This window comes from Streptomyces sp. NPDC093094, assembly GCF_044754345.1.
GTDB lineage: Bacteria > Actinomycetota > Actinomycetes > Streptomycetales > Streptomycetaceae > Streptomyces.
Map to the genome: position 1 here is coordinate 387,553 of NZ_JBIVOX010000003.1, position 23,156 is coordinate 410,708.

General features: G+C 73.5%; 19 protein-coding genes. 15 read left to right on the plus strand and 4 right to left on the minus strand.

The features are described from left to right. Window positions 1–2 precede the first annotated feature (2 nt). The 5 genes from ACIQGV_RS07805 (at window position 3) to ACIQGV_RS07825 (ending at window position 6,777) form a co-directional block, all read left to right on the plus strand. Complete coding sequence (locus ACIQGV_RS07805) at window positions 3–1,112, plus strand: NAD(P)H-dependent flavin oxidoreductase (RefSeq protein ID WP_402491989.1); 1,110 nt, start codon at window positions 3–5, stop codon at window positions 1,110–1,112. Continuing rightward, window positions 1,109–2,653, plus strand: a complete 1,545-nt coding sequence (locus ACIQGV_RS07810) for an acyl-CoA synthetase (protein WP_402491992.1) — start codon at window positions 1,109–1,111, stop codon at window positions 2,651–2,653. Before ACIQGV_RS07805 ends, ACIQGV_RS07810 begins: the two co-directional genes overlap by 4 nt. 197 nt (window positions 2,654–2,850) lie before the next feature. Next, entirely contained in the window at window positions 2,851–4,149 is a 1,299-nt protein-coding gene (locus tag ACIQGV_RS07815) for a DUF418 domain-containing protein (protein WP_402491995.1), read from the plus strand. A gap of 63 nt (window positions 4,150–4,212) precedes the next feature. Next, on the plus strand, window positions 4,213–5,712 hold the full coding sequence (locus ACIQGV_RS07820) for an acyl-CoA synthetase (RefSeq protein ID WP_402491996.1): 1,500 nt from the start codon (window positions 4,213–4,215) through the stop codon (window positions 5,710–5,712). Window positions 5,713–5,859: 147 nt separating this feature from the next. Next, the gene (locus ACIQGV_RS07825; protein ID WP_402491999.1) at window positions 5,860–6,777 is read left to right on the plus strand and encodes a hypothetical protein; all 918 of its coding nucleotides are present in this window, start codon (window positions 5,860–5,862) and stop codon (window positions 6,775–6,777) included. A gap of 33 nt (window positions 6,778–6,810) precedes the next feature. Here the strand turns inward: ACIQGV_RS07825 and paaK are convergent, their stop codons facing one another. Continuing rightward, window positions 6,811–8,106, minus strand: coding sequence for a phenylacetate--CoA ligase PaaK (gene paaK / locus ACIQGV_RS07830; RefSeq protein WP_402492002.1), 1,296 nt, complete (start codon window positions 8,104–8,106; stop codon window positions 6,811–6,813). 267 nt (window positions 8,107–8,373) lie between these two features. Between paaK and ACIQGV_RS07835 the strand changes: the two genes are divergently transcribed. Both ACIQGV_RS07835 and ACIQGV_RS07840 read left to right on the plus strand, forming a co-directional pair. Further along, window positions 8,374–9,588 carry an esterase/lipase family protein gene (locus ACIQGV_RS07835; RefSeq protein ID WP_402492005.1) on the plus strand — a complete coding sequence of 405 codons (1,215 nt, stop codon included), beginning with the start codon at window positions 8,374–8,376 and terminating at the stop codon, window positions 9,586–9,588. 143 nt (window positions 9,589–9,731) lie between these two features. Beyond that, window positions 9,732–10,589: an alpha/beta fold hydrolase gene (locus ACIQGV_RS07840; RefSeq protein WP_402492008.1), complete on the plus strand. Its 858-nt coding sequence runs from the start codon at window positions 9,732–9,734 to the stop codon at window positions 10,587–10,589. On the opposite strand, the gene ACIQGV_RS07845 is transcribed toward ACIQGV_RS07840, so the two are convergent. Next, the gene (locus tag ACIQGV_RS07845) at window positions 10,561–12,300 is read right to left on the minus strand and encodes a sulfatase (RefSeq protein ID WP_402492010.1); all 1,740 of its coding nucleotides are present in this window, start codon (window positions 12,298–12,300) and stop codon (window positions 10,561–10,563) included. The genes ACIQGV_RS07840 and ACIQGV_RS07845 overlap by 29 nt on opposite strands. A 184-nt stretch (window positions 12,301–12,484) precedes the next feature. Continuing rightward, window positions 12,485–14,311, minus strand: coding sequence for an acyl-CoA synthetase (locus ACIQGV_RS07850; RefSeq protein ID WP_402492013.1), 1,827 nt, complete (start codon window positions 14,309–14,311; stop codon window positions 12,485–12,487). A gap of 165 nt (window positions 14,312–14,476) precedes the next feature. On the opposite strand from ACIQGV_RS07850, the gene ACIQGV_RS07855 reads away from it, so the two are divergent. From ACIQGV_RS07855 to ACIQGV_RS07890, 8 genes are all read left to right on the plus strand, one after another. Further along, window positions 14,477–15,277 carry a crotonase/enoyl-CoA hydratase family protein gene (locus ACIQGV_RS07855; protein WP_402492015.1) on the plus strand — a complete coding sequence of 267 codons (801 nt, stop codon included), beginning with the start codon at window positions 14,477–14,479 and terminating at the stop codon, window positions 15,275–15,277. 36 nt (window positions 15,278–15,313) lie between these two features. Further along, entirely contained in the window at window positions 15,314–16,255 is a 942-nt protein-coding gene (locus tag ACIQGV_RS07860; RefSeq protein ID WP_402492017.1) for a Zn-ribbon domain-containing OB-fold protein, read from the plus strand. Continuing rightward, window positions 16,252–17,301 carry a thiolase domain-containing protein gene (locus tag ACIQGV_RS07865; RefSeq protein WP_402492019.1) on the plus strand — a complete coding sequence of 350 codons (1,050 nt, stop codon included), beginning with the start codon at window positions 16,252–16,254 and terminating at the stop codon, window positions 17,299–17,301. Before ACIQGV_RS07860 ends, ACIQGV_RS07865 begins: the two co-directional genes overlap by 4 nt. Then, a complete protein-coding gene (locus tag ACIQGV_RS07870; protein WP_402492022.1) occupies window positions 17,298–18,464 on the plus strand; it encodes a thiolase domain-containing protein in 1,167 nt (388 codons plus the stop codon). The genes ACIQGV_RS07865 and ACIQGV_RS07870 overlap by 4 nt, the downstream gene beginning before the upstream one ends. 84 nt (window positions 18,465–18,548) lie before the next feature. Beyond that, entirely contained in the window at window positions 18,549–18,791 is a 243-nt protein-coding gene (locus tag ACIQGV_RS07875) for a DUF397 domain-containing protein (protein ID WP_402492025.1), read from the plus strand. Between the two features lie 160 nt (window positions 18,792–18,951). After that, on the plus strand, window positions 18,952–19,875 hold the full coding sequence (locus tag ACIQGV_RS07880; protein ID WP_402492027.1) for a universal stress protein: 924 nt from the start codon (window positions 18,952–18,954) through the stop codon (window positions 19,873–19,875). A gap of 21 nt (window positions 19,876–19,896) precedes the next feature. Beyond that, window positions 19,897–20,469, plus strand: coding sequence for a CGNR zinc finger domain-containing protein (locus ACIQGV_RS07885; RefSeq protein ID WP_402492030.1), 573 nt, complete (start codon window positions 19,897–19,899; stop codon window positions 20,467–20,469). A gap of 107 nt (window positions 20,470–20,576) precedes the next feature. Further along, a complete protein-coding gene (locus ACIQGV_RS07890; RefSeq protein ID WP_402492033.1) occupies window positions 20,577–21,074 on the plus strand; it encodes a hypothetical protein in 498 nt (165 codons plus the stop codon). A gap of 52 nt (window positions 21,075–21,126) precedes the next feature. Here the strand turns inward: ACIQGV_RS07890 and ACIQGV_RS07895 are convergent, their stop codons facing one another. Continuing rightward, the gene (locus tag ACIQGV_RS07895) at window positions 21,127–23,082 is read right to left on the minus strand and encodes an N-acetylmuramoyl-L-alanine amidase (RefSeq protein WP_402492034.1); all 1,956 of its coding nucleotides are present in this window, start codon (window positions 23,080–23,082) and stop codon (window positions 21,127–21,129) included. Window positions 23,083–23,156 lie beyond the last annotated feature (74 nt).

Below are 23,156 nucleotides of genomic sequence, written 5' to 3' on the forward strand. Positions count from 1 at the left end.
CCATGCAGACGGAGCTGAGCGAGCAACTGGGAATCGAGCACGCCGTCTTCGGCTTCACGCCGTTCCCGGCCGTCGCCGCGGCCATCAGCCGGGCGGGCGGCCTCGGCGTGCTCGGCGCGGTCCGCTACACCGACCCCGACGACCTCGGGCGCGACCTCGACTGGATCGACCGGCACACCGGCGGGCGGCCCTACGGCCTGGACGTCGTCATGCCCGCACGCAAGGTGGAGGGCGTCACCGAGGCCGACGTCGAGGCGATGATCCCCGAGGGCCACCGCAGGTTCGTCGCCGACACCCTCGCCGCGCACGGCGTCCCCGAGCTGCCCGCGGACGAGGCCGCGGGCTGGCGGATCACCGGCTGGATGGAGCAGGTGGCCCGCACCCAGCTCGACGTCGCCTTCGAGCACCCGATCCGGCTGCTCGCCAACGCGCTCGGCCCGCCGCCCGCCGACGTCGTCGCCCGCGCCCACGGCCACGGCGTGCCGGTCGCCGCCCTCGCGGGCTCCGCCCGGCACGCCGTCCGGCACAAGGAGGCCGGGATCGACATCGTCGTCGCCCAGGGCTACGAGGCCGGCGGCCACACCGGCGAGATCGCCACCATGGTCCTCACCCCCGAAGTCGTCGACGCCGTCGCACCGTTGCCCGTCCTCGCCGCCGGCGGCATCGGCAGCGGACGGCAGGCCGCCGCCGCGCTCGCCCTCGGCGCCCAGGGCGTGTGGCTCGGGTCGCTCTGGCTCACCACCACCGAGGCCGACCTGCACTCGCCCGCCCTGACCCGCAAACTGCTCGCCGCGGGCTCCGGGGACACCGTGCGCTCCCGCGCCCTGACCGGCAAGCCCGCCCGCCAGCTGCGGACCGCCTGGACCGACGCCTGGGACGACCCGGCCGGACCCGGCGCCCTGCCCATGCCGTTGCAGGGGCTGCTGGTCGCCGACGCCGTCTCCCGGATCCAGCGCCACGAGGTGGAGCCCCTGCTGGGCACGCCCGTCGGCCAGATCGTCGGCCGGATGAACAGCGAACGCAGCGTCCGGGCCGTGCTCGACGACCTCACCCGGGGCTTCGAGCAGGCCGTCGACCACCTCGACCGCATCGCCGGAAGGAGCGCCCGGTGACCACCCCCGGCTTCTGGACCCAGGCCGCCCAGGACCCCGCACGCACCGTCCTCGTCACCGCGGACGGCGAGCGGTGGTCCGCGGGCCGGCTGCACACGGCCGCGAACCGGCTCGTGCACGGACTGCGCGCGGCGGGCCTGGAGCGCGGCGACGCCCTCGCCGTCGTCCTGCCCAACGGCGCCGAGTTCCTCACCGCCCATCTCGCCGCCCAGCAGGCGGGGTTCTACCTCGTCCCCGTCAACCACCATCTGGTCGGGCCCGAGATCGCCTGGATCGTCTCCGACTCCGGCGCGAAGGTCCTCGTCACCCACGACCGCTTCGCCGGCCCGGTCCGCCGCGCCGCCGACGAGGCCGGCCTGCCCGCGAGCCGGCGCTACACCGTCGGCACGGCCGAGGGCTTCAGACCGTACCCCGAACTCCTCGACGGCCGGCCCGGATCGGCCCCTGCCGGCCGCACCCTCGGCCAGGTCATGAACTACACCTCGGGCACCACCGGCCGCCCCCGGGGCATCCGCCGCCCGCTGCCCGGCCGGCCGCCCGAGGAGGTCCATCTCGGCGGTTTCCTCGGCATCTTCGGCATCCGCCCCTTCGACGACAACGTGCACCTGGTGTGCTCGCCGCTCTACCACACGGCGGTGCTCCAGTTCGCGGCCGCGTCCCTGCACATCGGCCACCGCCTGGTGCTGATGGACCGCTGGACACCCGAGGAGATGCTCCGGCTGATCGACACCGAGAAGTGCACCCACACCCACATGGTCCCCACCCAGTTCCACCGGCTGCTGGCCCTCCCCCCGGACGTACGCGCCCGCTACGACGTCTCCTCCATGCGGCACGCCGTCCACGGTGCCGCCCCCTGCCCCGACCACGTCAAACGGGCGATGATCGACTGGTGGGGCACCTGTGTGGAGGAGTACTACGCCGCCAGCGAGGGCGGCGGCGCCTTCGCCACCGCCGAGGACTGGCTGAAGAAACCCGGAACGGTCGGCAGGGCCTGGCCCATCAGCGAGCTCGCCGTCCTCGACGACGACGGACGCCCCCTGCCGCCGGGCCGGCTGGGCACCGTCTACATGAAGATGAACACCGGCGGATTCGCCTACCACCGCGACGAGGACAAGACCCGCAGGAACCGCGTGGGCGACTTCTTCACCGTCGGCGACCTCGGGCACCTGGACGAGGACGGCTTCCTCTTCCTGCGCGACCGCAAGATCGACATGATCATCTCCGGTGGCGTCAACATCTACCCGGCCGAGATCGAGTCCGCCCTGCTCGCCCACCCCGCCGTCGCCGACGCCGCCGTCTTCGGCGTCCCGCACGACGACTGGGGTGAGGAGGTCAGGGCCGTCGTCGAACCGGCGCCCGGCCACGCGCCCGGCCCGGCCCTCGCCGCCGCCCTGCTCGCCCACTGCGCCGAGCGGCTGGCCGGCTACAAGCGGCCCAGGAGCGTCGGCTTCGTCACCGAGATGCCCCGCGACCCCAACGGCAAGCTGTACAAACGGCGGTTGCGGGATCCGTACTGGGAAGGACGCACCCGCTCCGTCTGACGCGCCGAAAGGCCGTACGGCGCGCCCGAAGGGCCTTACGACGCACCGGAAGAGCCTTACGGCGCACCGGAAGGGTCCTACGACGCACCGGAAGGGCCTTACGGCGCACCGAAGGCCCGCGCACGTCATCCTTCGGTCGCCCCCCTCTCGCCCTTCGGCCGATCACCGGCCGTGCCGCGCCTTCCTAGCGTGGCCGCATGACCACCACCACGACCGGGGAAGGCCCGCTGCGGCGCGGCGGAGTGCGGCCCGGGGAACGAGCACCGGCTCCCGATCTCGCCCGCGGGATCATGCTGCTGGCCATCGTGATGTCCAACACCGCGTTCCATCTCTGGGCGGCCCGGCGCGGGCCCTCCGGATGGCAGCCGGTGGACGGCTCCTGGCCGGACCGCACCGTGCAGTTCACGATGATCATCGTGCTGGACATGCGGATCTACCCGCTGTTCGCGTTCCTCTTCGGCTACGGCATGATGCAGCTCTACCTGCGGCAGACCGCCGCCGGAACCGCCGGACGCGACGTCGTCAGGCTGCTGCGCCGGCGCAGCCTGTGGCTGATCGTCATCGGCCTCGCCCACGCCACCCTGCTCATGTCCGGCGACATCCTCGGCTTCTACGGCGTCATGAGCCTCCTGCTCGGCTTCGCCTTCCTGCGGCGCGGCGAACGCGCCCTGAAGTGGTGGACCGGTGCCGGCGTCGCCCTGCTCCTGCTCACCACGGCCGGGCCGATCGTGTCGGCCGCGCTGGAGGGCAGGCTCGGGACCATGGGCGACGCGGGCGCGGAACCCGGCTTCCTGGCGTACGGGGCGCAGCACGAGAGCTGGCTCGAAGCGGCCGAAGTCCGCCTGGAGACAGGTCTGTTCGTCACCTTCGTGGCCTCGGCGGTGTCCCTCGCCGGCGGCGCGTTCCTCGTCTTCCTGCTGGGCTTCCTGGCCGCCCGCCACCGCGTCCTGGAGGAGCCCGGCCGTCATCTGCGGCTGCTGCGTCGTACCGCCGTTCTCGGCATCGCGGCCGGCTGGCTCGGCGCCCTGCCCGCCGCCCTCGCCCACGTCGGAGTCCTCGACGTGCCGCCCGACGCCGAGAGCGAGTCCGGGGCGCTCGTCATGCTGCGTGACCTCACGGGCAGCGCGGGCGGACTCGGCTACGTCGCCGCCGTCGCCCTCGTCGCGCACCGGTGGACCACCCGTGGGCACCGCCGGGGCGGCACCGCCACCGCCGTCGCCGCGGTGTCCGCGGTGGGCAAGCGGTCCCTGTCCTGCTATCTCGCCCACTCACTGATCTTCGCCCCGGTCCTCGCGGCCTGGGGGCTCGGCCTCGGCGGACACCTCGGCAGCGCGACGGCGGCCCTGTTCGCCACCACCGTCTGGCTGGTCACCGTGGCGGGCGCACTCGCCCTGGAGCGGGCGGGCCGCAGAGGTCCCGCGGAGGCGGTCCTGCGGCGCCTGACGTACGGCAGGCGGGAGCCGGGGACCAACCGCGTTGAGAGGGAGAGCGGTTGAGCGTGCCGCCGGGCGGGCCGTGATGCTTGACCTCGCTGTGCGCCGGGCCGAGGATCCTGTGCCATGAAGCCCGGACACGGCAGCACGGTCGACGGGGTGCTGCGGCGCAGCGCCCGTCGCACCCCGGCGCGCATCGCCATCCGACACCGCGACCGCTCCTGGACGTACGAGGAACTCGACGACGCCGTCTCCCGCGCGGCGACCGTCCTGCGCGCCGAGGGGCTCGAGCCGGGCGACCGGGTCGCCGCCTACGGACACAACTCCGACGCCTATCTCATCGCCTTCCTGGCCTGCGCCCGCGCGGGCCTGGTGCACGTGCCGGTCAACCAGAACCTGACCGGCGACGACCTGGCCTATCTGATCGGCCAGTCGGGCAGTTCCGTGGTCCTCACCGACCCCCCGCTGGCGGACCGGCTCCCCGACGGCGTACGCACCCTGCCCCTGAGGGACGCCGGGGACTCGCTGCTCGCGCGGCTGCCGGAGGCACCGCCGTACGACGGGCCGGAGGCGCGCGGCGAGGACCTGGTGCAGCTGCTGTACACCTCGGGCACCACCGCGCTGCCCAAGGGCGCGATGATGACGCACCGGGCGCTGGTGCACGAGTACCTGAGCGCGATCACCGCCCTCGACCTGAGCGCCGGGGACCGGCCGGCCCACTCGCTTCCGCTGTACCACTCGGCGCAGATGCATGTGTTCCTGCTGCCGTACCTCGCGGTCGGCGCTACGAACACCGTCCTCGACGCCCCGGACGGGGACACCCTCTTCGACCTGATCGAGGCGGGCCAGGTGGACAGCCTGTTCGCCCCGCCGACGGTGTGGATCGGCCTGTCCGGCCGCCCCGATTTCGCCACCCGCGACCTCGGGGGGCTGCGCAAGGCGTACTACGGGGCCTCGATCATGCCGGTGCCGGTCCTGGAACGGCTGCGCGAGCGCCTGCCGAAGCTGGCCCTCTACAACTGCTTCGGCCAGAGCGAGATCGGCCCGCTGGCCACCGTCCTCGGCCCCGCCGAGCACAAGGCCCGCCCCGCCTCCTGCGGCCGGCCGGTGCTCTTCGTCGACGCGCGGGTCGTCGACGAGCACGGCAAGGACGTGCCCGACGGCACACCCGGTGAGATCGTCTACCGCTCGCCGCAGCTGTGCGAGGGCTACTGGGGCAAGCCCGAGGAGACCGAAGAGGCGTTCCGTGACGGCTGGTTCCGCTCCGGCGACCTCGCCGTCCGTGACGCCGAGGGCTATCTGACGATCGTCGACCGGGTGAAGGACGTCATCAACTCCGGGGGCGTCCTGATCGCCTCGCGGCAGGTCGAGGACGCGCTCTACCGTCATGACGCCGTGGCGGAGGCCGCGGTGATCGGCCTTCCCGACGACAAGTGGATCGAGGCCGTCACCGCGGTCGTCGTCCTGCGCGCCGAGGTCACCGAGGCCGAGCTGATCGCCCATGCCCGCGCGCACCTGGCCCCCTTCAAGGCGCCCAGGCGGGTGGTGTTCGTCGACGCCCTGCCGCGCAACGCCAGCGGCAAGATCCTCAAGCGCGAGCTGCGGGACCGGCTGAGCTCTGGCTGATTTCAGTCACCTCGTCGACCGATGCGGTGCCGGCCGTCATGGAGAGCCTGCGCAGCGGGGATACCGCCAGTGAACCCTCTGCGCCGGACGGCCGGCACCTGATCGGAGGCTGATCATGGCCCACCCCCTGACCCCCGGGCCCGCGTCGTGAGGACCGGACCCCAGCGCTACCCCGGCGCCTCCACCGCCTACTGGTACCAGGACAACTATCCGGGCTCGCCGATGGAGACCAACGTCGTTCTGTGGCACTCCACCGAGGGCACCGCGCTCCCCTCCTACGGCGGCGGCGTGTCCGCCCCGAACCTGACCGCCCGTCCCGACTTCGCCCGCGAACGCATGGTCTGGTACCAGCACTTCGACTTCGACGTCTCCAGCCGCGCCCTGCGCAATCTGCCCGGGGGAGTGGAGACCAACACCCTGAACGTGTGCCAGGTGGAGATCGTCGGCACCTGCGACCCGGCGACGCACCGGCGCTGGGGGAGCACCCCGCACCTGTACATGCCGGAGCTGCCGGCGTGGGCGGTCCGGGACCTGGGCGCCTTCGCCCGCTGGGCCCGCACCGAGCACGGCGTGCCCCTCACCTCCGGACTGACCTTCAAGCCGTACCCCAGCTCCTACGGCGCCAACGGCGTCCGTCTGAGCCGTACCCGGTGGACCGCCTTCAAGGGCCACTGCGGACACCAGCACGCCCCCGAGAACGACCACGGGGACCCCGGCAGGTTCCCCATGAGCGCCATCCTCGCCGCAGCGAAGGGAGACACCGTGGACCTCACCCCCGCCAATCTGAGGGCCATCGCCGTGGCGGTCCTCACCGCCGACAACATCATCGACAACCCCAACGCCGCCACGGCCGACGACAACCCGTACGTGTCCCTGGAGACCGTGGTCCGCAACCTGGAGATCATCGCCCGGCGCACCGAGAAGAGGGTCGCCGCGCTGGAACCCGTGACACTGACCGACACACAGCTGGCGGCCGTCGCCGACCGGCTCGCCGCGCATCCCGCCCTCACCGACGCCCTCGCCGAGAAGCTGGCGGACCGGCTCGCCGCGCGCCTGACCCCCTGAGCGGCGGGCCCGGCCCCGCGCGGCGGCCGGCCGTCAGCGGGGCCGCTCGTCCACGATCCTGCGGATCTTGCCCACCGACCGCTCCAGCGTCCCGGGGTCGACGATCTCCACGCCGACCGAGACCCCGATGCCGTCCTTGACCGCGGCGGCGACGGCCCGGGCCGCGTCCTGTCTGGCCTGCGGGGTCGCGTCCGCGCGGGCCTCCGCCCGCACCGTGAGGGCGTCGAGCCGGCCCTCACGGGTGAGGCGGAGCTGGAAGTGGGGAGCCACGGCCGGGATCCGCAGGACGATCTCCTCGATCTGGGTCGGGAAGAGGTTCACCCCGCGCAGGATCACCATGTCGTCGCTGCGGCCGGTCACCTTGCCCATACGGCGGAACACCCGGGCCGTGCCCGGCAGCAGACGGGTCAGGTCACGGGTGCGGTAGCGGACGACCGGCATGGCCTGCTTGGTCAGCGAGGTGAACACCAGCTCGCCCTCCTCGCCCTCGGGCAGCAACTCCCCGGTGACCGGGTCGACCACCTCCGGGTAGAAGTGGTCCTCCCAGACGTGCAGGCCGTCCTTGGTCTCCACGCACTCCTGCGCGACACCGGGGCCGATCACCTCGGACAGCCCGTATATGTCGACCGCGTCGATCCCGAACCGCTCCTCGATCTCGCGCCGCATCTCCTGCGTCCACGGCTCGGCACCGAAGATCCCGACCTCCAGCGAGGTGCCGCGGGGGTCGACGCCCTGGCGCTCGAACTCGTCCAGCAGCGTCAGCATGTACGACGGCGTCACCGTGATGACGCGCGGCCGGAGGTCCTGGATCAGCTGCACCTGACGGGACGTCATGCCGCCGGAGGCGGGGATCACCGTGCAGCCCAGCCGTTCGGCGCCGTAGTGCGCGCCGAGTCCGCCGGTGAACAGGCCGTATCCGTAGGCGACATGGACCGTGTCGCCGGGGCGGCCGCCCGCGGCCCGGATCGAACGGGCCACCATGTCCGACCACATGGACAGATCGTCCTCGGTGTAGCCGACCACCGTCGGACGTCCCGTGGTGCCGCTGGAGGCGTGGAGCCGGCGGATCCGCTCGCGCGGCACGGCGAACATGCCGTACGGGTAGTTCGCGCGCAGGTCCGCCTTGGTGGTGAAGGGGAAGCGGGCGAGGTCGGCCAGGGAGCGGCAGTCGTCCGGATGCACCCCCGCCTTGTCGAACGCCTCGCGGTAGTGCGGCACGCTCGCGTGGACGTGGCGCAGGGTGGAGCGCAGCCGTTCGAGCTGGAGTGCCCGCAGCTCGCCGATGTCCAGGCGCTCGCCCGCGTCGAGCAGCTCCGTCGCCTCCGTCATGAGGACGCCTCCCTCACCGACCGTAACAATCCGGACGACCGATCATTCGGTCGAGGTGTTCGGGTCCAGTAATTCAGGCATGCCCGGCCGGGGCAAGGGGGCGGCCTGGATCTCTCGCCGTCCGGGCAGTTCCGGGCCTTCCATGTCGACCACCGGACGACACTCACTCTGCTCGGTGAAATATGCCGAACAAATGTGTATTTCCGAACGTGTGAGCACACCCTCAGCATGGGCAATTGCCTGCAAAATCAACTGAAAGGCACATTCGTGGCTGACAGCAAGACCGACAAGATCAGGAAAGCCGCCGCGTCGATCGGGCTCGTGACCCCGCTCGGCGCACCGTCGGCGGCGCAGGCACCCCCGGCCGACGAGGTGTGGCAGCTGCCGGGCGGCAGCGCCCGGGTCTACTACGGGCAGGGCCAGCGGGGCGTGGTCCGGCCGGTCGTCCTGGCCGACGGGTTCAATCTCGGCCCGACCGACTTCGACTGGCTCTGGGACCACCTGGAGAACGGCAGGTTCCCGTTCGTCAGCGAGCTCCGGCGGCGGGGGCGCACCCTGGTCCTGGTCGGGTTCGACGAGCGCAGCGAGTCGATCCTGCGCAACGCGGAGACCATGACGGCCGCGATCCTTCGGACCGGCGCCGAGCAGCTGGGCGACACCCGGCTGCTCGCCGGCGGGTTCAGCATGGGCGGCATGGTCGCCCGGTACGCGCTGGCGAAGATGGAAATGCAGCGCATGGACCACCGGGTCGGCGCCTACCTGTCGTTCGACACCCCGCACCGCGGCGCGTGGGTGCCGATCGGACTCCAGGCGTTCGCGCATCACCTCGCCCCGGTCGACGACACCTATCTGCGCCAGATCGCCAGCCCGGCCTCCCAGCAGATGCTCTGGCGGTACCTCGACAGCGTCGACGGCACGCCGCAGCAGAGCCCGCTGCGGACGGAGTTCCTGGAGCAGCTCCAGCGGGTCGGCTCCTGGCCCCGCATCCCGCGCCTGATGGGCGTGGCCAGCGGCCGCGGCGACGGCGTGGGCAACGGCGTCCGCGCCGGGGAGAAGACGCTGAGCTGTTCGGGTCCGTTCTTCGACGGCACCTACTTCCTCGCCCAGTCGCAGGGCGACCCGGCGGAGGTGGCCGTGCTGAACGGCGCCCTCGGCGGACCGCACACGATCACCACGCGCGGCTACCCGGAGCTGGACGGGGCGCCCGGCGGAACGCTCGAATCGTTCGGCATCGTGGGCGACGCGCTCAAGAGCATCGGCGAGAACATCGACCTCACCCACAGGTCGGTGTGCTTCGTGCCGTCCGTCAGCGCGGTCGCCGTCCGCGACCTGGACCGGCAGGACGACCTGTACGTCGACATCGACGGGCTGCCCCCGGAGGAGTCCGAGCTCGACGACTTCCTGCTCTCCCGGGACAACGACCCGCACGCCCTCATGACCCCGGAGATCGGTGAGTGGGTCCTCGACCGCCTGCCCGACTGATCCCGCGCACCGGGGCGTCAGGGCCCTGACCGCGCTCCCGTCGGCGGGACGTCCGCACCTCGGCGTCCCGCCGACGGGTCCTCCCCGCGGCCGGGAGACAACTTGCTTGCCGCTGTACGGGCGATTCGTCCATGATCGGCCGCATGCCGACCTTCACCGCCCCCGACGGAACCGTCCTCACCCATCACCTGCTCGGTGACCGGGGGGAGCCCGTCCTCGTGCTCCCCGGCGGACCCATGCGGGCCTCCGCCTACCTCGGCGACCTCGGAGGACTCGCCGCGCACCGTCGGCTGGCCCTGCTCGACCTGCGCGGCACCGGCGGCTCCGCGGCGCCCGCCGACCCGGCGACGTACCGCTGCGACCGGCTCGTGGACGACGTGGAGGCACTGCGCGCCCACCTCGGACCGGAGCGGATCGACCTGCTCGCGCACTCGGCGGGCGGCAGCCTGGCGATGCTCTACGCCGCCCGGTACCCGGAGCGGGTGCGCCGGCTGGCACTGATCACCGCGACCCCGTGGGCCCTCGGCATGCCCGCCACGCCCGGGGACCGCCTCGCGGCCGCCCGGCTGAGGGAGGGCGAGCCGTGGTTCGCGCAGACCTTCCCCGCCTTCGAGAAGTGGCTCGCCGGGGACGGCGACTTCGACGACGCCTTCGCCCCGTTCTTCTACGGCCGCTGGGACGGGACGGCCGCCGCGCACGCGGCCGGGGACGAGCGGGAGACCAACGAGGAGGCCGCCGGCGTCTACGGCTCCCCGGGCGCCTACGACCCGCCCGCCACCCGTGCCGCGCTCGCCGGGTTCACCGCGCCCGTGCTCGTGTACGCCGGCGAGCTGGACGGCGGGCCCCGGCCGGAGCTCGCCCGCCGTGCCGCCGGCGTCTTCCCGCACGCCGAGGTGGTCGTGCAGCCGGGCGCGGGCCACTACCCCTGGCTGGACGACCCCGGCCGGTTCGCCGGACGCGTCGCCGCGTTCCTCAGCGAGGAGATCCGTACGCCGTCATGAAGCGGTCCCGGAAGCGGTCCATGCCCCAGACCGGGGCCGCCTTCGCGGGCTTGAGGCCCTCGCTCCAGCCCCACCCGGAGATCCTGTCCAGCACGCGCGGGTCGCGGGCGACGATCGTGACGGGCACGTCCCGGCTGGTGCTGCCCGCGGTGACGGTGGGCACCGGCTGGTGGTCGCCGAGGAAGACCAGGACGGTGTCGTCGTCGCCGTAGCGCTCCAGCCACTCGGTCAGGCTCCGCAGCGAGTACTCGATCGCGCGCCGGTACTCGGTGCGCACGCTGCCGGGGTCCTTCCAGACCTCCGCGGGGTCCTTGCCCTCGGCCTTGAGGCCGTGGAAGACCGAGCCGTCGCCCAGGTCGTCCCAGCCGATCATGCGGGGGATGGGGGACCAGGGATTGTGGCTGGAGGCGAGGATGACCTCCGCCATGATCGGCTCGCGGCCGGCCCTGCCGTGCTCAAGACGTTCGAACGCCTCCAGGCTGAACTGGTCGGGCACGGGCGTCCAGCTGAAGTACGGGCCGTGGTAGCCGAGCCGCTCGGAGTCGTAGATGTGGTCGAGGCCGAAGAACTCGCCCTCCGGCCAGGCCCGCCGCACCCCGGGCACGATGCCGACCGTGCGCCAGGCGCCCGACTTGCGGAAGTAGCTGGTGAGGGTCATGCGGTCGCTGGTGGTGAGGCTGCGGTAGCGCTGCTGGTTCTTGATCCACAGCCCGGACAGGAACGTGGAGTGCGCCAGCCAGCTGCCCGCCCCGGTCACGGGGGAGCGCAGCCAGGCGCTGCGCGCCTCGAACCCCGCCTCGTGCAGGGACGTGGTGCCCTGCGACAGCACCGCGCCGACCTGCGCCGCCATGTCCGGGTCCTCGATCGCGGTGCGGCCGTAGCTCTCGATGAAGGTGAACAGGACGTCCTTGCCGCGCAGCCCGGTCAGCAGCCGGTCGGGCGGGGTCGCGGCGAAGGCGTCCACGGCCGCCTGCTTCTCGAACTCCCGGGCGTCCCGCAGGCCCGCCCGGACCATCTCCACCCGGTTGCCGAGCATCTGGGCGGTGCCCCTCGTCGCCAGGGAGACCCCGGAGACCTGCGCGCCGAAGGCCGTCAGGACGACCCAGGCGAGCCCGAGGGCGAGTGTCGTGCGTACCGCGGCCGGCCGGTGACGGACCATCAGACGGGTCACGCGGACCGTGGCGAGCGTGGTCAGCACGAGCACGGCGGCGGCCAGCGCCAGCGCGCCCGCCACGGCGAGCACCTGCCCCGTGCGCCCGAAGGACTCGCCGACGAAGTCGACCGCGTCGTCGAGCAGTATCCAGTCCAGCACCAGGTCGAAGGGGCGGGCCAGGGTCTGGTAGAAGCCCATGTCGAGGCACTTCAGGAGGGTGAGCAGCCCCAGGAACACCCCGGTCGCCACCGCCGCGATCCGCCGGGCCCTCGCGGGCAGCGCGAGCAGCAGACCCGCGAGGACCACGCCTTCGGCGGGGACACGCAGGAACGAGCCGGGCGAGAGGCGTTCGAGCCGGTTGGGCAGCAGCAGCGCGACCAGCACGAGCAGACCGGCCAGGACGGTGGTGCCCACGGTGACGCCGCGCGCGGCGCGCGGAAACCGGTGCCGCCACCGGAACGGACCGCCCATGCCCGTCCCGTCCGCGTCCGTCCCGTCCGCGTCCGCCTCGCCCTCGGTGGTGTCGGGCGGCGGGCTGGAGCGGGTGAAGAGCGACACGTGCGGGTCCTTCCGTGCGGCCGTGCGGGCAGGGCGAAGCGGGCCCGTCGCCGGGCCTGTCCCCACCAGTACGTCCGCCCGTCCCCCGGGGTTCAACCCCACGGCACCGCATTTCACCCGCTCGTACGGGTCCGGCCCGGCGTTTTGCCCGCCGGGACGGTCGCGGCCCGGCCCCGCGCACCTCTCACTCCTGCGCGGCCGCCACCACCTCGTGGGCCCAGCGGTAGTCCGCCTTTCCGCTCGGGGAGCGCCGGACGGCCGGGGTGATCACCAGCTGCCGCGGCACCTTGTAGCCGGCCAGCCGGGTGCGGCAGTGGTGCTGGATCTCCTCCAGGGACGGCGGCGCCGCTCCCTCGCGCACCTGTACGACGGCCGCCACACGGCTGCCCCAGGTGGCGTCGGGCGCCCCGGCCACGAGCGCGTCGTACACGTCGGGGTGGGACTTGAGCGCCTGCTCGACCTCCTCCGGGTACACCTTCTCGCCGCCGGTGTTGATGCACTGCGAGCCCCGGCCGAGGACGGTGACCACGCCCTCCTCGTCGACGGTGGCCATGTCGCCGAGGAGCACCCAGCGCCGGCCGTCCCGCTCGAAGAAGGTCTCCGCCGTCTTCGCCGGGTCGTTGTAGTAGCCGAGAGGGACGTGCCCGCACTGGGCGATGCGCCCCGGCTCGCCCGGCGCCACCGGCTCGCGCGTGGCCGGATCGACGACCCGGGTACGGGAGTTGACCCGGATGCGGAAGCCGCGCCGGGGTCCTGAGTCGGGGGTCGCGGTGCCGTTGAAGCCGGACTCGGAGGAGCCGAAGTTGTTCAGGAGCAGGACGTGCGGGACCAGCTCCAGGAACTGCCGCCTGACCGTCTCCGACATGATCGCCCCGGAGGAGGACACGCTGAACAGCGACGAGCAGTCCGTGCCCTTCAGCGGCCCGGACAGCGCGTCGATCAGCGGCCGCAGCATCGCGTCGCCGACCAGGGACACACTGGTGACCCGCTCCCGCTCGATGGTGCGCAGCACCTCCGCGGGCACGAACCTGCGGTGCAGCACGACCCGCTGGCCGAAGCCGAAGCCGATGAACGCGGTCAGGGTGGAGGTGCCGTGCATCAGCGGGGGAGTGGGGAAGAAGGTGATCCCGGAACCGCCGGCCGCCACCCGCTCGGCCAGCTCCTGCGGCCTGCGCACCGGTTCCCCGGTCGGCGCCCCGCCGCCCAGTCCGGCGAAGAACAGGTCCTCCTGGCGCCACATCACCCCCTTGGGCATGCCGGTCGTGCCGCCGGTGTAGATGATGAACTGGTCGTCACCCGACCGCGCAGGGAACCCGCGCCCACCGGATCGACCGGATCGACCGGATCGACCGGACGCGCCACCCTCGCCGGACCCGGACCCGGACCCGGACCCGGACCCGGACCCGGACCCGGCCGTCTCACCGGATCGACCGGGCCCGTCAGGCCCGTCAGGCCCGTCAGGCCCGTCAGGCCCGCCGGGCCCGCCGGATCCGCGGAGCCCCGAAGACCCTCCGTGCCCGGCCGCCGTGCCGAGTCCGGCCGCACCGGCCGCCTCCGCCTCGGAGAAGGCCAGCGCGTCCACGGCCCCCGATCCCGGCCCCACCTCGATCAGATGCCGGATCCCCGGCGCCCGCGGCAGCGCCTGCGCCACCCGCTCGCCGAACTCCGCGTCGAACACCACCGCCGCCAGATCGGCGTCCCGGTACAGGTACGCCAGCTCGTCGGCGACATAGCGGTAGTTGACGTTCACCGGCACGATCCGCGCCTTGAGGCAGCCCAGCAGGGTCTGGAGGTACTCGACCCCGTTGTACAGGTGCAGGCCGAGATGCTCGCCGGGGCGGACGCCGCTGTCCAGCAGATGACGGCCGATCCGGTCGGCGGCCGCGTCCAGCTCCGCGTACGTCAGCCGGCGCTCGGCGCCGCTGCCGGGGTGGTCGACGTACACCAGCGCCTCGCGGTCCGGCACCACGTCGACGACCGACTCGAACAGGTCGGCAAGGTTGTACTCCACCGCTCCTCCTGACCCCGTCCCGCCTCGGTTGCCGGTCATCAGAGCAAAGGCGCGCACAAGGGGGAAGGGCTCTCGCGGCAGAAATCTGACTACCTGTCAGAAAACCCTTGTCCTGTCCGCGCCCCTCCTGCAACCTGTTCTCGTCACGGCAGAGGGGAGACGGACATGGGCGGTACGGAACACCTCACCGTGCGGCGCGAGGGCGCCACACTCGTGCTCACGCTGAACCGGCCGGAGGCCAGGAACGCGCTCTCCGTCCCGATGCTGGTCGGCCTCCACGACGGCTGGACCGAGGCCGACGAGGACGACGGCGTCCGCTCGATCGTGCTGACCGGCGCGGGCGGCGCCTTCTGCGCCGGCATGGACCTCAAGGCACTCGCAGGCGACGGCATGGCCGGACAGGAGCACCACGAGCGCCTCGCGGCGGACCCCGACCTGCACTGGAAGGCGATGCTGCGCCACCACCGCCCGCGCAAGCCGGTCGTCGCCGCCGTGGAGGGGCCGTGCGTCGCGGGCGGCACCGAGATCCTCCAGGGCACGGACATCCGTGTCGCCGGAGAGTCCGCCGTCTTCGGGCTGTACGAGGTGCGCCGCGGCCTGTTCCCCATCGGCGGCTCCACGGTCCGGCTGCAACGCCAGATCCCGCGCACCCACGCCCTGGAGATGCTGCTCACCGGCCGCCCCTACAGCGCCCGCGAGGCCGCGGACATCGGCCTGGTCGGCCATGTCGTGCCCGACGGCACCGCGCTGGAGCGGGCGCTGGAGATCGCCGAACGGATCAACGCCTGCGGCCCGCTGGCCGTGGAGGCTGTCAAGGCGTCCGTGTACGAGACCGCGGACATGACCGAGACCGACGGCCTCGCCGCCGAACTCAAGCGCGGATGGCCGGTGTTCGGCACCGCCGACGCCCGGGAGGGCGCCCGCGCCTTCGCGGAGAAGCGGCCGCCCGTCTACCGACGCGCCTGAGGAACCCCGCCTCACCCCCGCGCCCGAGGAGCCCCCGTGCCCGAAGTGCTCAAAGCCCCCCTGGTCGTCGAGTTCCCCTTCACCCGCTCGCTCGGCCCCGTGCAGAGCGCCTTCCTCACCGGACTGCGCGAACGCGTCGTGCTGGGCGTGCGCACCGGCGACGGCCGCACCCTCGTCCCGCCCGTCGAGTACGACCCCGTCACCGCCGAGGAGATCCGCGAGCTCGTCGAGGTCGCCCCCACCGGCACCGTCACCACCTGGGCCTGGAACCACGCCCCGCGCCGCGGCCAGCCCCTCGACACCCCCTTCGCCTGGGTCCTGGTCCGTCTCGACGGCGCCGACACCGCGCTGCTGCACGCCCTGGACGCGCCCGGCCCGGACGCCGTCCGCACCGGCATGAGGGTCCGGATCCGCTGGGCCGGGCGGCGCACCGGCGCCGTCACGGACATCGCCTGCTTCGAGCCGTACGACGGCGGCCCGGCCCGGCCGCAGGGCCGCAGCGGCGCGTTCGCCGACCCGGTCACCGGCATCGTCGCGCCCGCCCGCCTCGACTACACCTGCACGCCCGGCCGGGCCCAGTCCGCCCACCTCCACGCCCTCGCGGAGCGGCGTACGACGGGCGAGCGCTGCCCGTCCTGCCGCAAGGTCTACGTCCCGCCCCGCGGCGCCTGTCCCACCTGCGGCGTCGCCACGACGGAACGCGTCGAGTGCGGACCGCGCGGCACGGTCACCACCTTCTGCGTGGTGAACATCAAGGCGAAGAACCTCGACATCGACGTGCCCTACGTCTACGCCCACATCGCCCTCGACGGCGCCGACCTCGCCCTGCACGGACGGATCGGGGGCATCCCCTACGACCAGGTGCGCATGGGACTGCGGGTGGAGCCCGTGTGGACCGAGGGCGTCCGCCACCCCGACCACTACCGGCCGACCGGCGAACCCGACGCGGACTACGAGACGTACAAGGAGCTGCTGTGACCCGGGAGATCGCCGTCGTCGCCTTCGCGCAGAGCGACCACCGGCGCACCACCGACGATCTCTCCGAGGTCGAGATGCTGATGCCGGTGCTGCACGAGGTGCTGGAGCGGACCGGCCTCAGGAGCGCCGACATCGGCTTCACCTGCTCCGGCTCCTGCGACTACCTCGCGGGCCGCGCGTTCTCCTTCACCCTCGCCCTGGACGGCGTCGGCGCCTGGCCGCCCCTGTCCGAGTCGCACGTCGAGACGGACGGCGCCTGGGCCCTGTACGAGGCATGGGCCAAGCTGCTGAGCGGCGACGCCGACACCGCCCTGGTGTACTCCTACGGCAAGTCCTCGCCCGGCTCCCTGCGGGACGTCCTCACCCGCCAGCTCGACCCGTACTACCTGGCCCCGCTGTGGCCCGACTCCGTCGCCCTCGCCGCCCTCCAGGCACAGGCGCTGATCGACGCGGGCGACACCGACGAGAGCGCCCTCGCCGCGATCGGCGCCCGCAGCAGACGGGCCGCGGTCCTCAACCCCCATGCCCAGCTGCGGGGTTCCGTCCCGCACGGCGAGTACGTCGTACGGCCCCTGCGCACCGGGGACTGCCCGCCGGTCGGCGACGGCGCCGCCGCGGTGGTCCTCGCGGCGGGGGAGCGGGCCCGCGAACTGTGCGACCGGCCCGCCTGGATCAGAGGCGTCGACCACCGGGTCGAGGCCCACTCCCTCGGCGTGCGCGACCTGACCGACTCGCCCTCCACCCGGCTCGCCGCCGAGAAGGCCGGTGCCTTCGACAGGCCCGTCGACACCGCCGAACTGCACGCGCCCTTCACCGCGCAGGAGGTCGTGCTGCGCAAGGCGCTGCGGCTCGACGACAGCGTGCGGGTGAACCTGTCCGGAGGGGCCCTCGCCGCCAACCCGATGATGGCCGCCGGCCTGATCCGCATCGGCGAGGCCGCCGCACGCATCCACCGGGGCGAGTCCGGCCGGGCCCTCGCGCACGCCACCTCCGGTCCCTGTCTCCAGCAGAACCTGGTCGCCGTACTCGAAGGGGATCCGCGATGAGCAAGGAGCCCGTGGCCGTCGTCGGCGTCGGCCAGACCCGGCACGTCGCCGCCCGCCGGGACGTGTCCATCGCCGGGCTCGTCCGCGAGGCCGCCCGGCGGGCCCTGGACGACGCCGAGCTGGACTGGGCGGACATCGACGCCGTCGTCATCGGCAAGGCCCCCGACTTCTTCGAGGGCGTGATGATGCCCGAGCTGTACCTGGCCGACGCCCTCGGCGCGGTCGGCAAGCCCCTGCTGCGGGTCCACACGGCCGGCTCGGTCGGCGGATCCACCGCGCTGGTCGCCGCGAACCTCGTCGCCGCGCGCGTCCACGGCACCGTCCTCACCCTCGCCTACGAGAAGCAGTCCGAGTCGAACGCCATGTGGGGCCTGTCCCTGCCGGTCCCCTTCCAGCAGCCGCTGCTGGCCGGCGCGGGCGGCTTCTTCGCCCCGCACGTCCGCGCGTACATCCGGCGCAGCGGCGCACCCGACACGATCGGCTCGCTGGTGGCGTACAAGAACCGGCGCAACGCGCTGAAGAACCCCTGTGCCCATCTCCACGAGCACGACATCACCCTGGAGAAGGTCCAGGCGTCGCCCATGCTGTGGGACCCGATCCGCTACTCCGAGACCTGTCCGTCCTCCGACGGCGCCTGCGCGATGGTGCTCACCGGCCGGGCGGGCGCGGCCCGGGCGCCCGGCCGGCCCGCCTGGATGCTGGGCGGCGCCATGCGCAGCGAGCCGACCCTCTTCGCGGGCAAGGACTTCGTCTCCCCGCGGGCGGGCCGGGACTGCGCGGCCGACGTCTACCGGCAGGCCGGGATCACCGACCCGCGGCGGGAGATCGACGGTGTCGAGATGTACGTGCCGTTCTCCTGGTACGAGCCGATGTGGCTGGAGAACCTCGGCTTCGCAGCCGAGGGCGAGGGCTGGAAGCTCACGGAGTCCGGGGTGACCGAGCTGGACGGGGATCTGCCCGTCGACATGTCGGGCGGGGTGCTCTCCACCAACCCCATCGGGGCCTCCGGCATGATCCGCTTCGCGGAGGCCGCGCTCCAGGTGCGCGGCCGGGCCGGGGAGCACCAGCTGGAGAGGGCCCGCCGGGTGCTCGGGCACGCCTACGGCGGCGGAGCCCAGTTCTTCTCCATGTGGCTGGTGGGCGCCGAGCCCCCGCAGTCGTGAGACGTCCCCCTCACGTGGCCTGTCGGGGGCCCGGGACGATCGCTAGGCTGGCCGCGGACGACGCGAACCGGGAGGAGCACGGACGTGGCCGAGAGCACCATCCAGCAGCAGCCGCTCGCGGGCTGGGACAAGCCGGAGCTGGACCTCAGCAACGCCGAGTGGCAGTCCAGCAGCCGAGGCCGGGGGGATGTCCAGATCGCCTTCGTCGAAGGTTTCATCGCCATGCGCAACAGCGGCCGGCCCGAGAGCCCTTCCCTGATCTTCACACCCGCCGAGTGGGGCGCGTTCGTCTCGGGAGCGCGCGAGGGGGAGTTCGACCTGACCTAGGGCCTGCCGACCCGGTCCCGGCCGTCGCAGGACCAGCCGAACCGGGGGTGTTTCCACCTGCTTTACCGGACACGCGACCGCGCACCCGCCCCGGGGGCCGAAGCCTGCGACAGGCTGGCCCCTGCAAGCGGAAGGTCGCACTCCCAAGGTGAGGAACGCCATGAGCACCCTGCCGGTCATCGCGGCGGTCGACGGTTCTGACGACAGCCTGCGCGCTCTGGACTGGGCCCTGGACACCGCACGGCGCCGCGAGGCGCCGGTCACGGTGGTCCACGTACGGCACGACACGGCCTGGACCCAGCCCGGCGCGCCCGTCGTGCTGCCCCCGCCGCCCGAGGACGACCCGGTGCTCGCCCAGGCGCGCGACCGGCTCACCGAACGCGCCGACGGGATCGACGCGCACTATGCCGCGCTGGACGGCGCCCCGAGTGCTCTGCTGCCCGAACTGGGCTCCGAGGCCCAGCTGTTGGTGCTCGGCTCCCGCGGCCGGGGTGGCTTCGCCAGCCTGCTGCTGGGCTCCAACGGCCTTGCCGCGGCCCGTGACGCGGACTGCCCGGTCGTCGTGGTGCCGCGACCCGGCCGGGAGGTCGCCGACGCCCTGCCGCAGGAGCCCGGGCCGCGCGTGGTCGTCGGCCTGAAGGTCGACAGCCCCGACGAGGGCGCGCTCGGCCTCGCCTTCACCGAGGCCACCCTGCGCGGCGCCCGCGTCCAGGTGATCGCCGCCTACCCGTGGCCGATCCGGGACTGGGCGATGACCGGCGAGATGGCCATGGTCATGATCGACCGGACGGCCGTCGAGACCGACACCCGCCGTCTCGCCGAGGAGATCGTCGCCCCGGTCCGCGCCCGCCGTCCGCAGGTGCCCGCCGAAGTGGTCGCGGTTCCCGGCGACGCGGCCGGCGCGCTCGTCGCCGCCTCGCCGGGCGCCGAGCTGACCGTGGTGGGCCGCCACCGCAGACGCTTGCTAGTCCGCCCCCGCATGCTGGGCTCCGTCACCCAGGCCGTCCTGTCGCACGCGGCGAGCCCCGTCGCGGTGGTGCCGCCGGCCCCGGAGGACGGCCCCACCGGCAGCTCTAATGGGTGAGGATCCGTCTATCATTAGCTCATGCAGGACGCGCAGCTCACCCTGGACCTCGCCCTCACCGTCCGCCACGACGGCGACGGGGGCGTGGCCGACGATCTGACCGACCCCGCCGGACTGACCGCCTGGGTCCGCGCCCGCCCCGGCCTCGCCCCGCCCGGCTACACCGCGGACACCGCCGCCCTCGCCGCCGTACGGGATCTGCGCGCCGCCGTGCGCGCCCTGTTCGCCCGCTCCGTGCCGGGCGAGCCGAGCCGCGCCGACGCGGGCCGGCTGCTCCCCGTGGAGGAGGCCGTGGCCCGCCTCAACGCGGCGGCCGCCCGGGTGCCCACCGTCCCCGTCCTGGACTGGCCCGACGCGGGCGGCCCGGTCGCGCACCGGCGCCCGGCCCGGGGCGAGGACGAGCTCCCGTCCGTGCTCGCCCGGTCGGCCGTGACCTTCCTGGCGGGCCCCGACCGGGACCGGCTCCGCGCCTGCCACGCCCCCCGCTGCGTGCGCTACTTCCTCAAGGACCACCCCCGCCAGGAATGGTGCAAGCCGTCCTGCGGCAACCGGGCGAGGGTGGCCCGCCACCACGAACGGCACAAGGGCGTCTGACCCCGAGGGGCGCGCGCAGCCGCGCGGGCGACCGCGCCCGGTGCGGCGCCCCGGTCCCGCACCGTCCCTCGGCCGCGCCGTCGCACGGCACGCCGTACCATGGCGACATGTCGTTCCTCCGTCGCCGCAGCGCCACTCCCGCCGGCCCCGATTTCGACGTACTGGCCATGGACCCGGGCGACTGGCCCGGAAACCTCGGCGCCGGGCTGCTGCCCGCCCCCGACGGCACCTGCCAGGGCGTGTTCCTGCGCTACGACCTGTTCGGCGGCCGCGGCCCCGCGATGATCATCGGCAATCTGCCCGAGGGCTCCCCGGCCCGCGAGACCGCCGAGGACCAGATCCCCTTCGAGGTGGGCCAGCTCCTGCTCGCGCTGGAGAACGACGAGGAGGTCACGGTCGTCGGTGTCGAGGACATGCCGGTCATGCAGGGCGACAACCTGCTCATCGTGCGCCGCCTCAAGCTCTCCGAGAGCCGCATCTCCTGCGTCCAGTTCGACCGCAGCGACAACGTCCTGGTGACCATCGCCGCCTGGGACCGGCCCATCACCGACGACCTGTACGCACTGCTGAAGCCGCTGCCCGCGGAACTGTTCCAGCAGGGCTGAGCCCGCGAGGGGCCAGGCCGGGCCGCCGTCACGGCGGCCCGGCCCGTCCCTGTCAGGACCCCGACTGGGCCACCCGCACATCGGCGGCCCGCACGAACGCCACCCGGTGGCCGAACTGGATCTCGTAGTAGAGGTCCTCGCCGGTCACCGCACGGTGGTTCGCGGTGTCGAAGGTGACCGCGTAGTAGTACTCGCCCGGCACCTTCCCGCCCGTCACGTACTTCTGCCCCGCGAGCAGCTCGTACGGCAGCGGGGACACGGCCTGCGCCGGGACCCCGGCCGGGTAGGCGCCCGCCTCCGGATAGGCACGCCCGTAGACCGGCACACTCGCCCGGCCGTCCCTCGGGGTCACCACCTGGCCCTTGGCGTGCACGGCCGTCGGCTTCCCGGCCGGGTTCTCGAACCATGCCTTCTGGCCCAGGTACCAGATCGCCGTCCAGTCGCCCCGGCGGTCCGCCACCGCGAACTGCTGTCCGGTCGACACCCGCGACCCGAGATCGTTGACGTCGGTCGTCGACGGCGACCCGTCCGGCCGCAGCCCGATGTCCTTGATCAGCGGGTACGACGCACCGGGCCCGGAGTGCAGCCGCACCGCGCTCGACCCGTGCACCGGGCACGGCTCCGTCCGGCTCGCGCACCCCGTGAACACCGGCCGGTGCGCCGCGTAGTCGGGCCGGATCGTCACCAGCCCGCCCTCGGGGCCCGCGGTCGGCTCCAGCGGGCGGCCCAGCAACCGGAAGTAGTGCGCCCAGTCCCAGTACGGGCCCGGGTCGGTGTGCATGCCCCGGACCGCCGAGGAGGTCGGGCCGGGCACCGTGTCGTGGCCGAGGATGTGCTGCCGGTCCAGCGGGATGCCGTACCGCTTCGCAAGATGGCGCACCAGCCGGGCCGAGGCACGGTACATCGCCTCCGTGTACCAGGCGTCGGGCGAGGCCAGGAAACCCTCGTGCTCCAGGCCGATCGACCCCGCGTTGACATACCAGTTGCCCGCGTGCCAGGCCACGTCCTTCGCCTTCACGTGCTGGGCGATGTGGCCGTCCGTGGAACGCAGCGAGTACTGCCAGGACACGTACGTCGGGTCCTGCACCAGGTCCAGGACACCCTCCCAGCCGCCCTCGGTGTCGTGCACGACGATGTACCGGATCGGCTGCGAGGCCGGCCGGTCCGCGAGGTCGTGGTTGCCGTAGTCGTCGTCCCCGAACTCCTCGTAGGGCGCCGGGATCCACTCGCAGGACACCGTCGCCGGGCACTCCGTGCCCGCGGCGGACGCGGGCCGCAGACCGGCGCGGGCCAGCGCGGCCGTGTCCGGCACCAGGTGCGGGGCGGCCGTCAGGGCGACCCGCTGGCCGGCGTCGGTGAGACGCCGCGCGCCGGTGCGCAGCACCGCGAACACGTCGTCGGCGTACGTCGACGCGGTCGCCCTGTCGTCGGCGCCCGAGAAACGGGCCACGGCCCCGTACCAGTCCGCCGGGTCGGCGCTCAGCGGCTCGCCCAGCTCCTTCTGGGCGTCCGCCAGCAGCGCGGCGCCGCCCGCCACGTTCGCCGCCGGGTCGGTCCGCAGCGCCTCGGGGCTCAGCCCGGTCAGCTCCGCCGCCGCGGGAAGCGTCCGGAGCCGGGCCGGGAGCCGCGCGGGCCGCGGCGGCGCGACGACCGGCAGCAGCGGCCCGCGCGCGTCGTCGCCGCGGGCGTCCTCGGCGCCCTCGCTGTGGTGCGGCGCCCGGGCCAGGGCGGTACGGGCGTCGGTGAGGTGCATCGGGCCGTAGCCGCCGGTCACACTCGGTGCCCCGGCGTGCGCGTCCCAGCGGGACTGGAGATACGACACGGCCAGCAGCACGCTCTGCGGCACCCGGTACTCGGCCGCGGCCGAGGCGAACGCCAGCTGGAGCCGGTCCGCCGGGCCCCCCTCGGCCACCGCCCCGGGCGGGGCCGCGCCCAGCAGCGGCAGCAGCAGCGCCGCCGACGCCACGGCGCCGGCGGTTCTACGGGAACGGATGACGGGTCGTCGCAAAGCAGCCTCCTGTGACGGTCGGGCGCGATGAGCCGTGCGGGGCCGGGCGTGTCAGTGGTACCGGCTCCCCGACG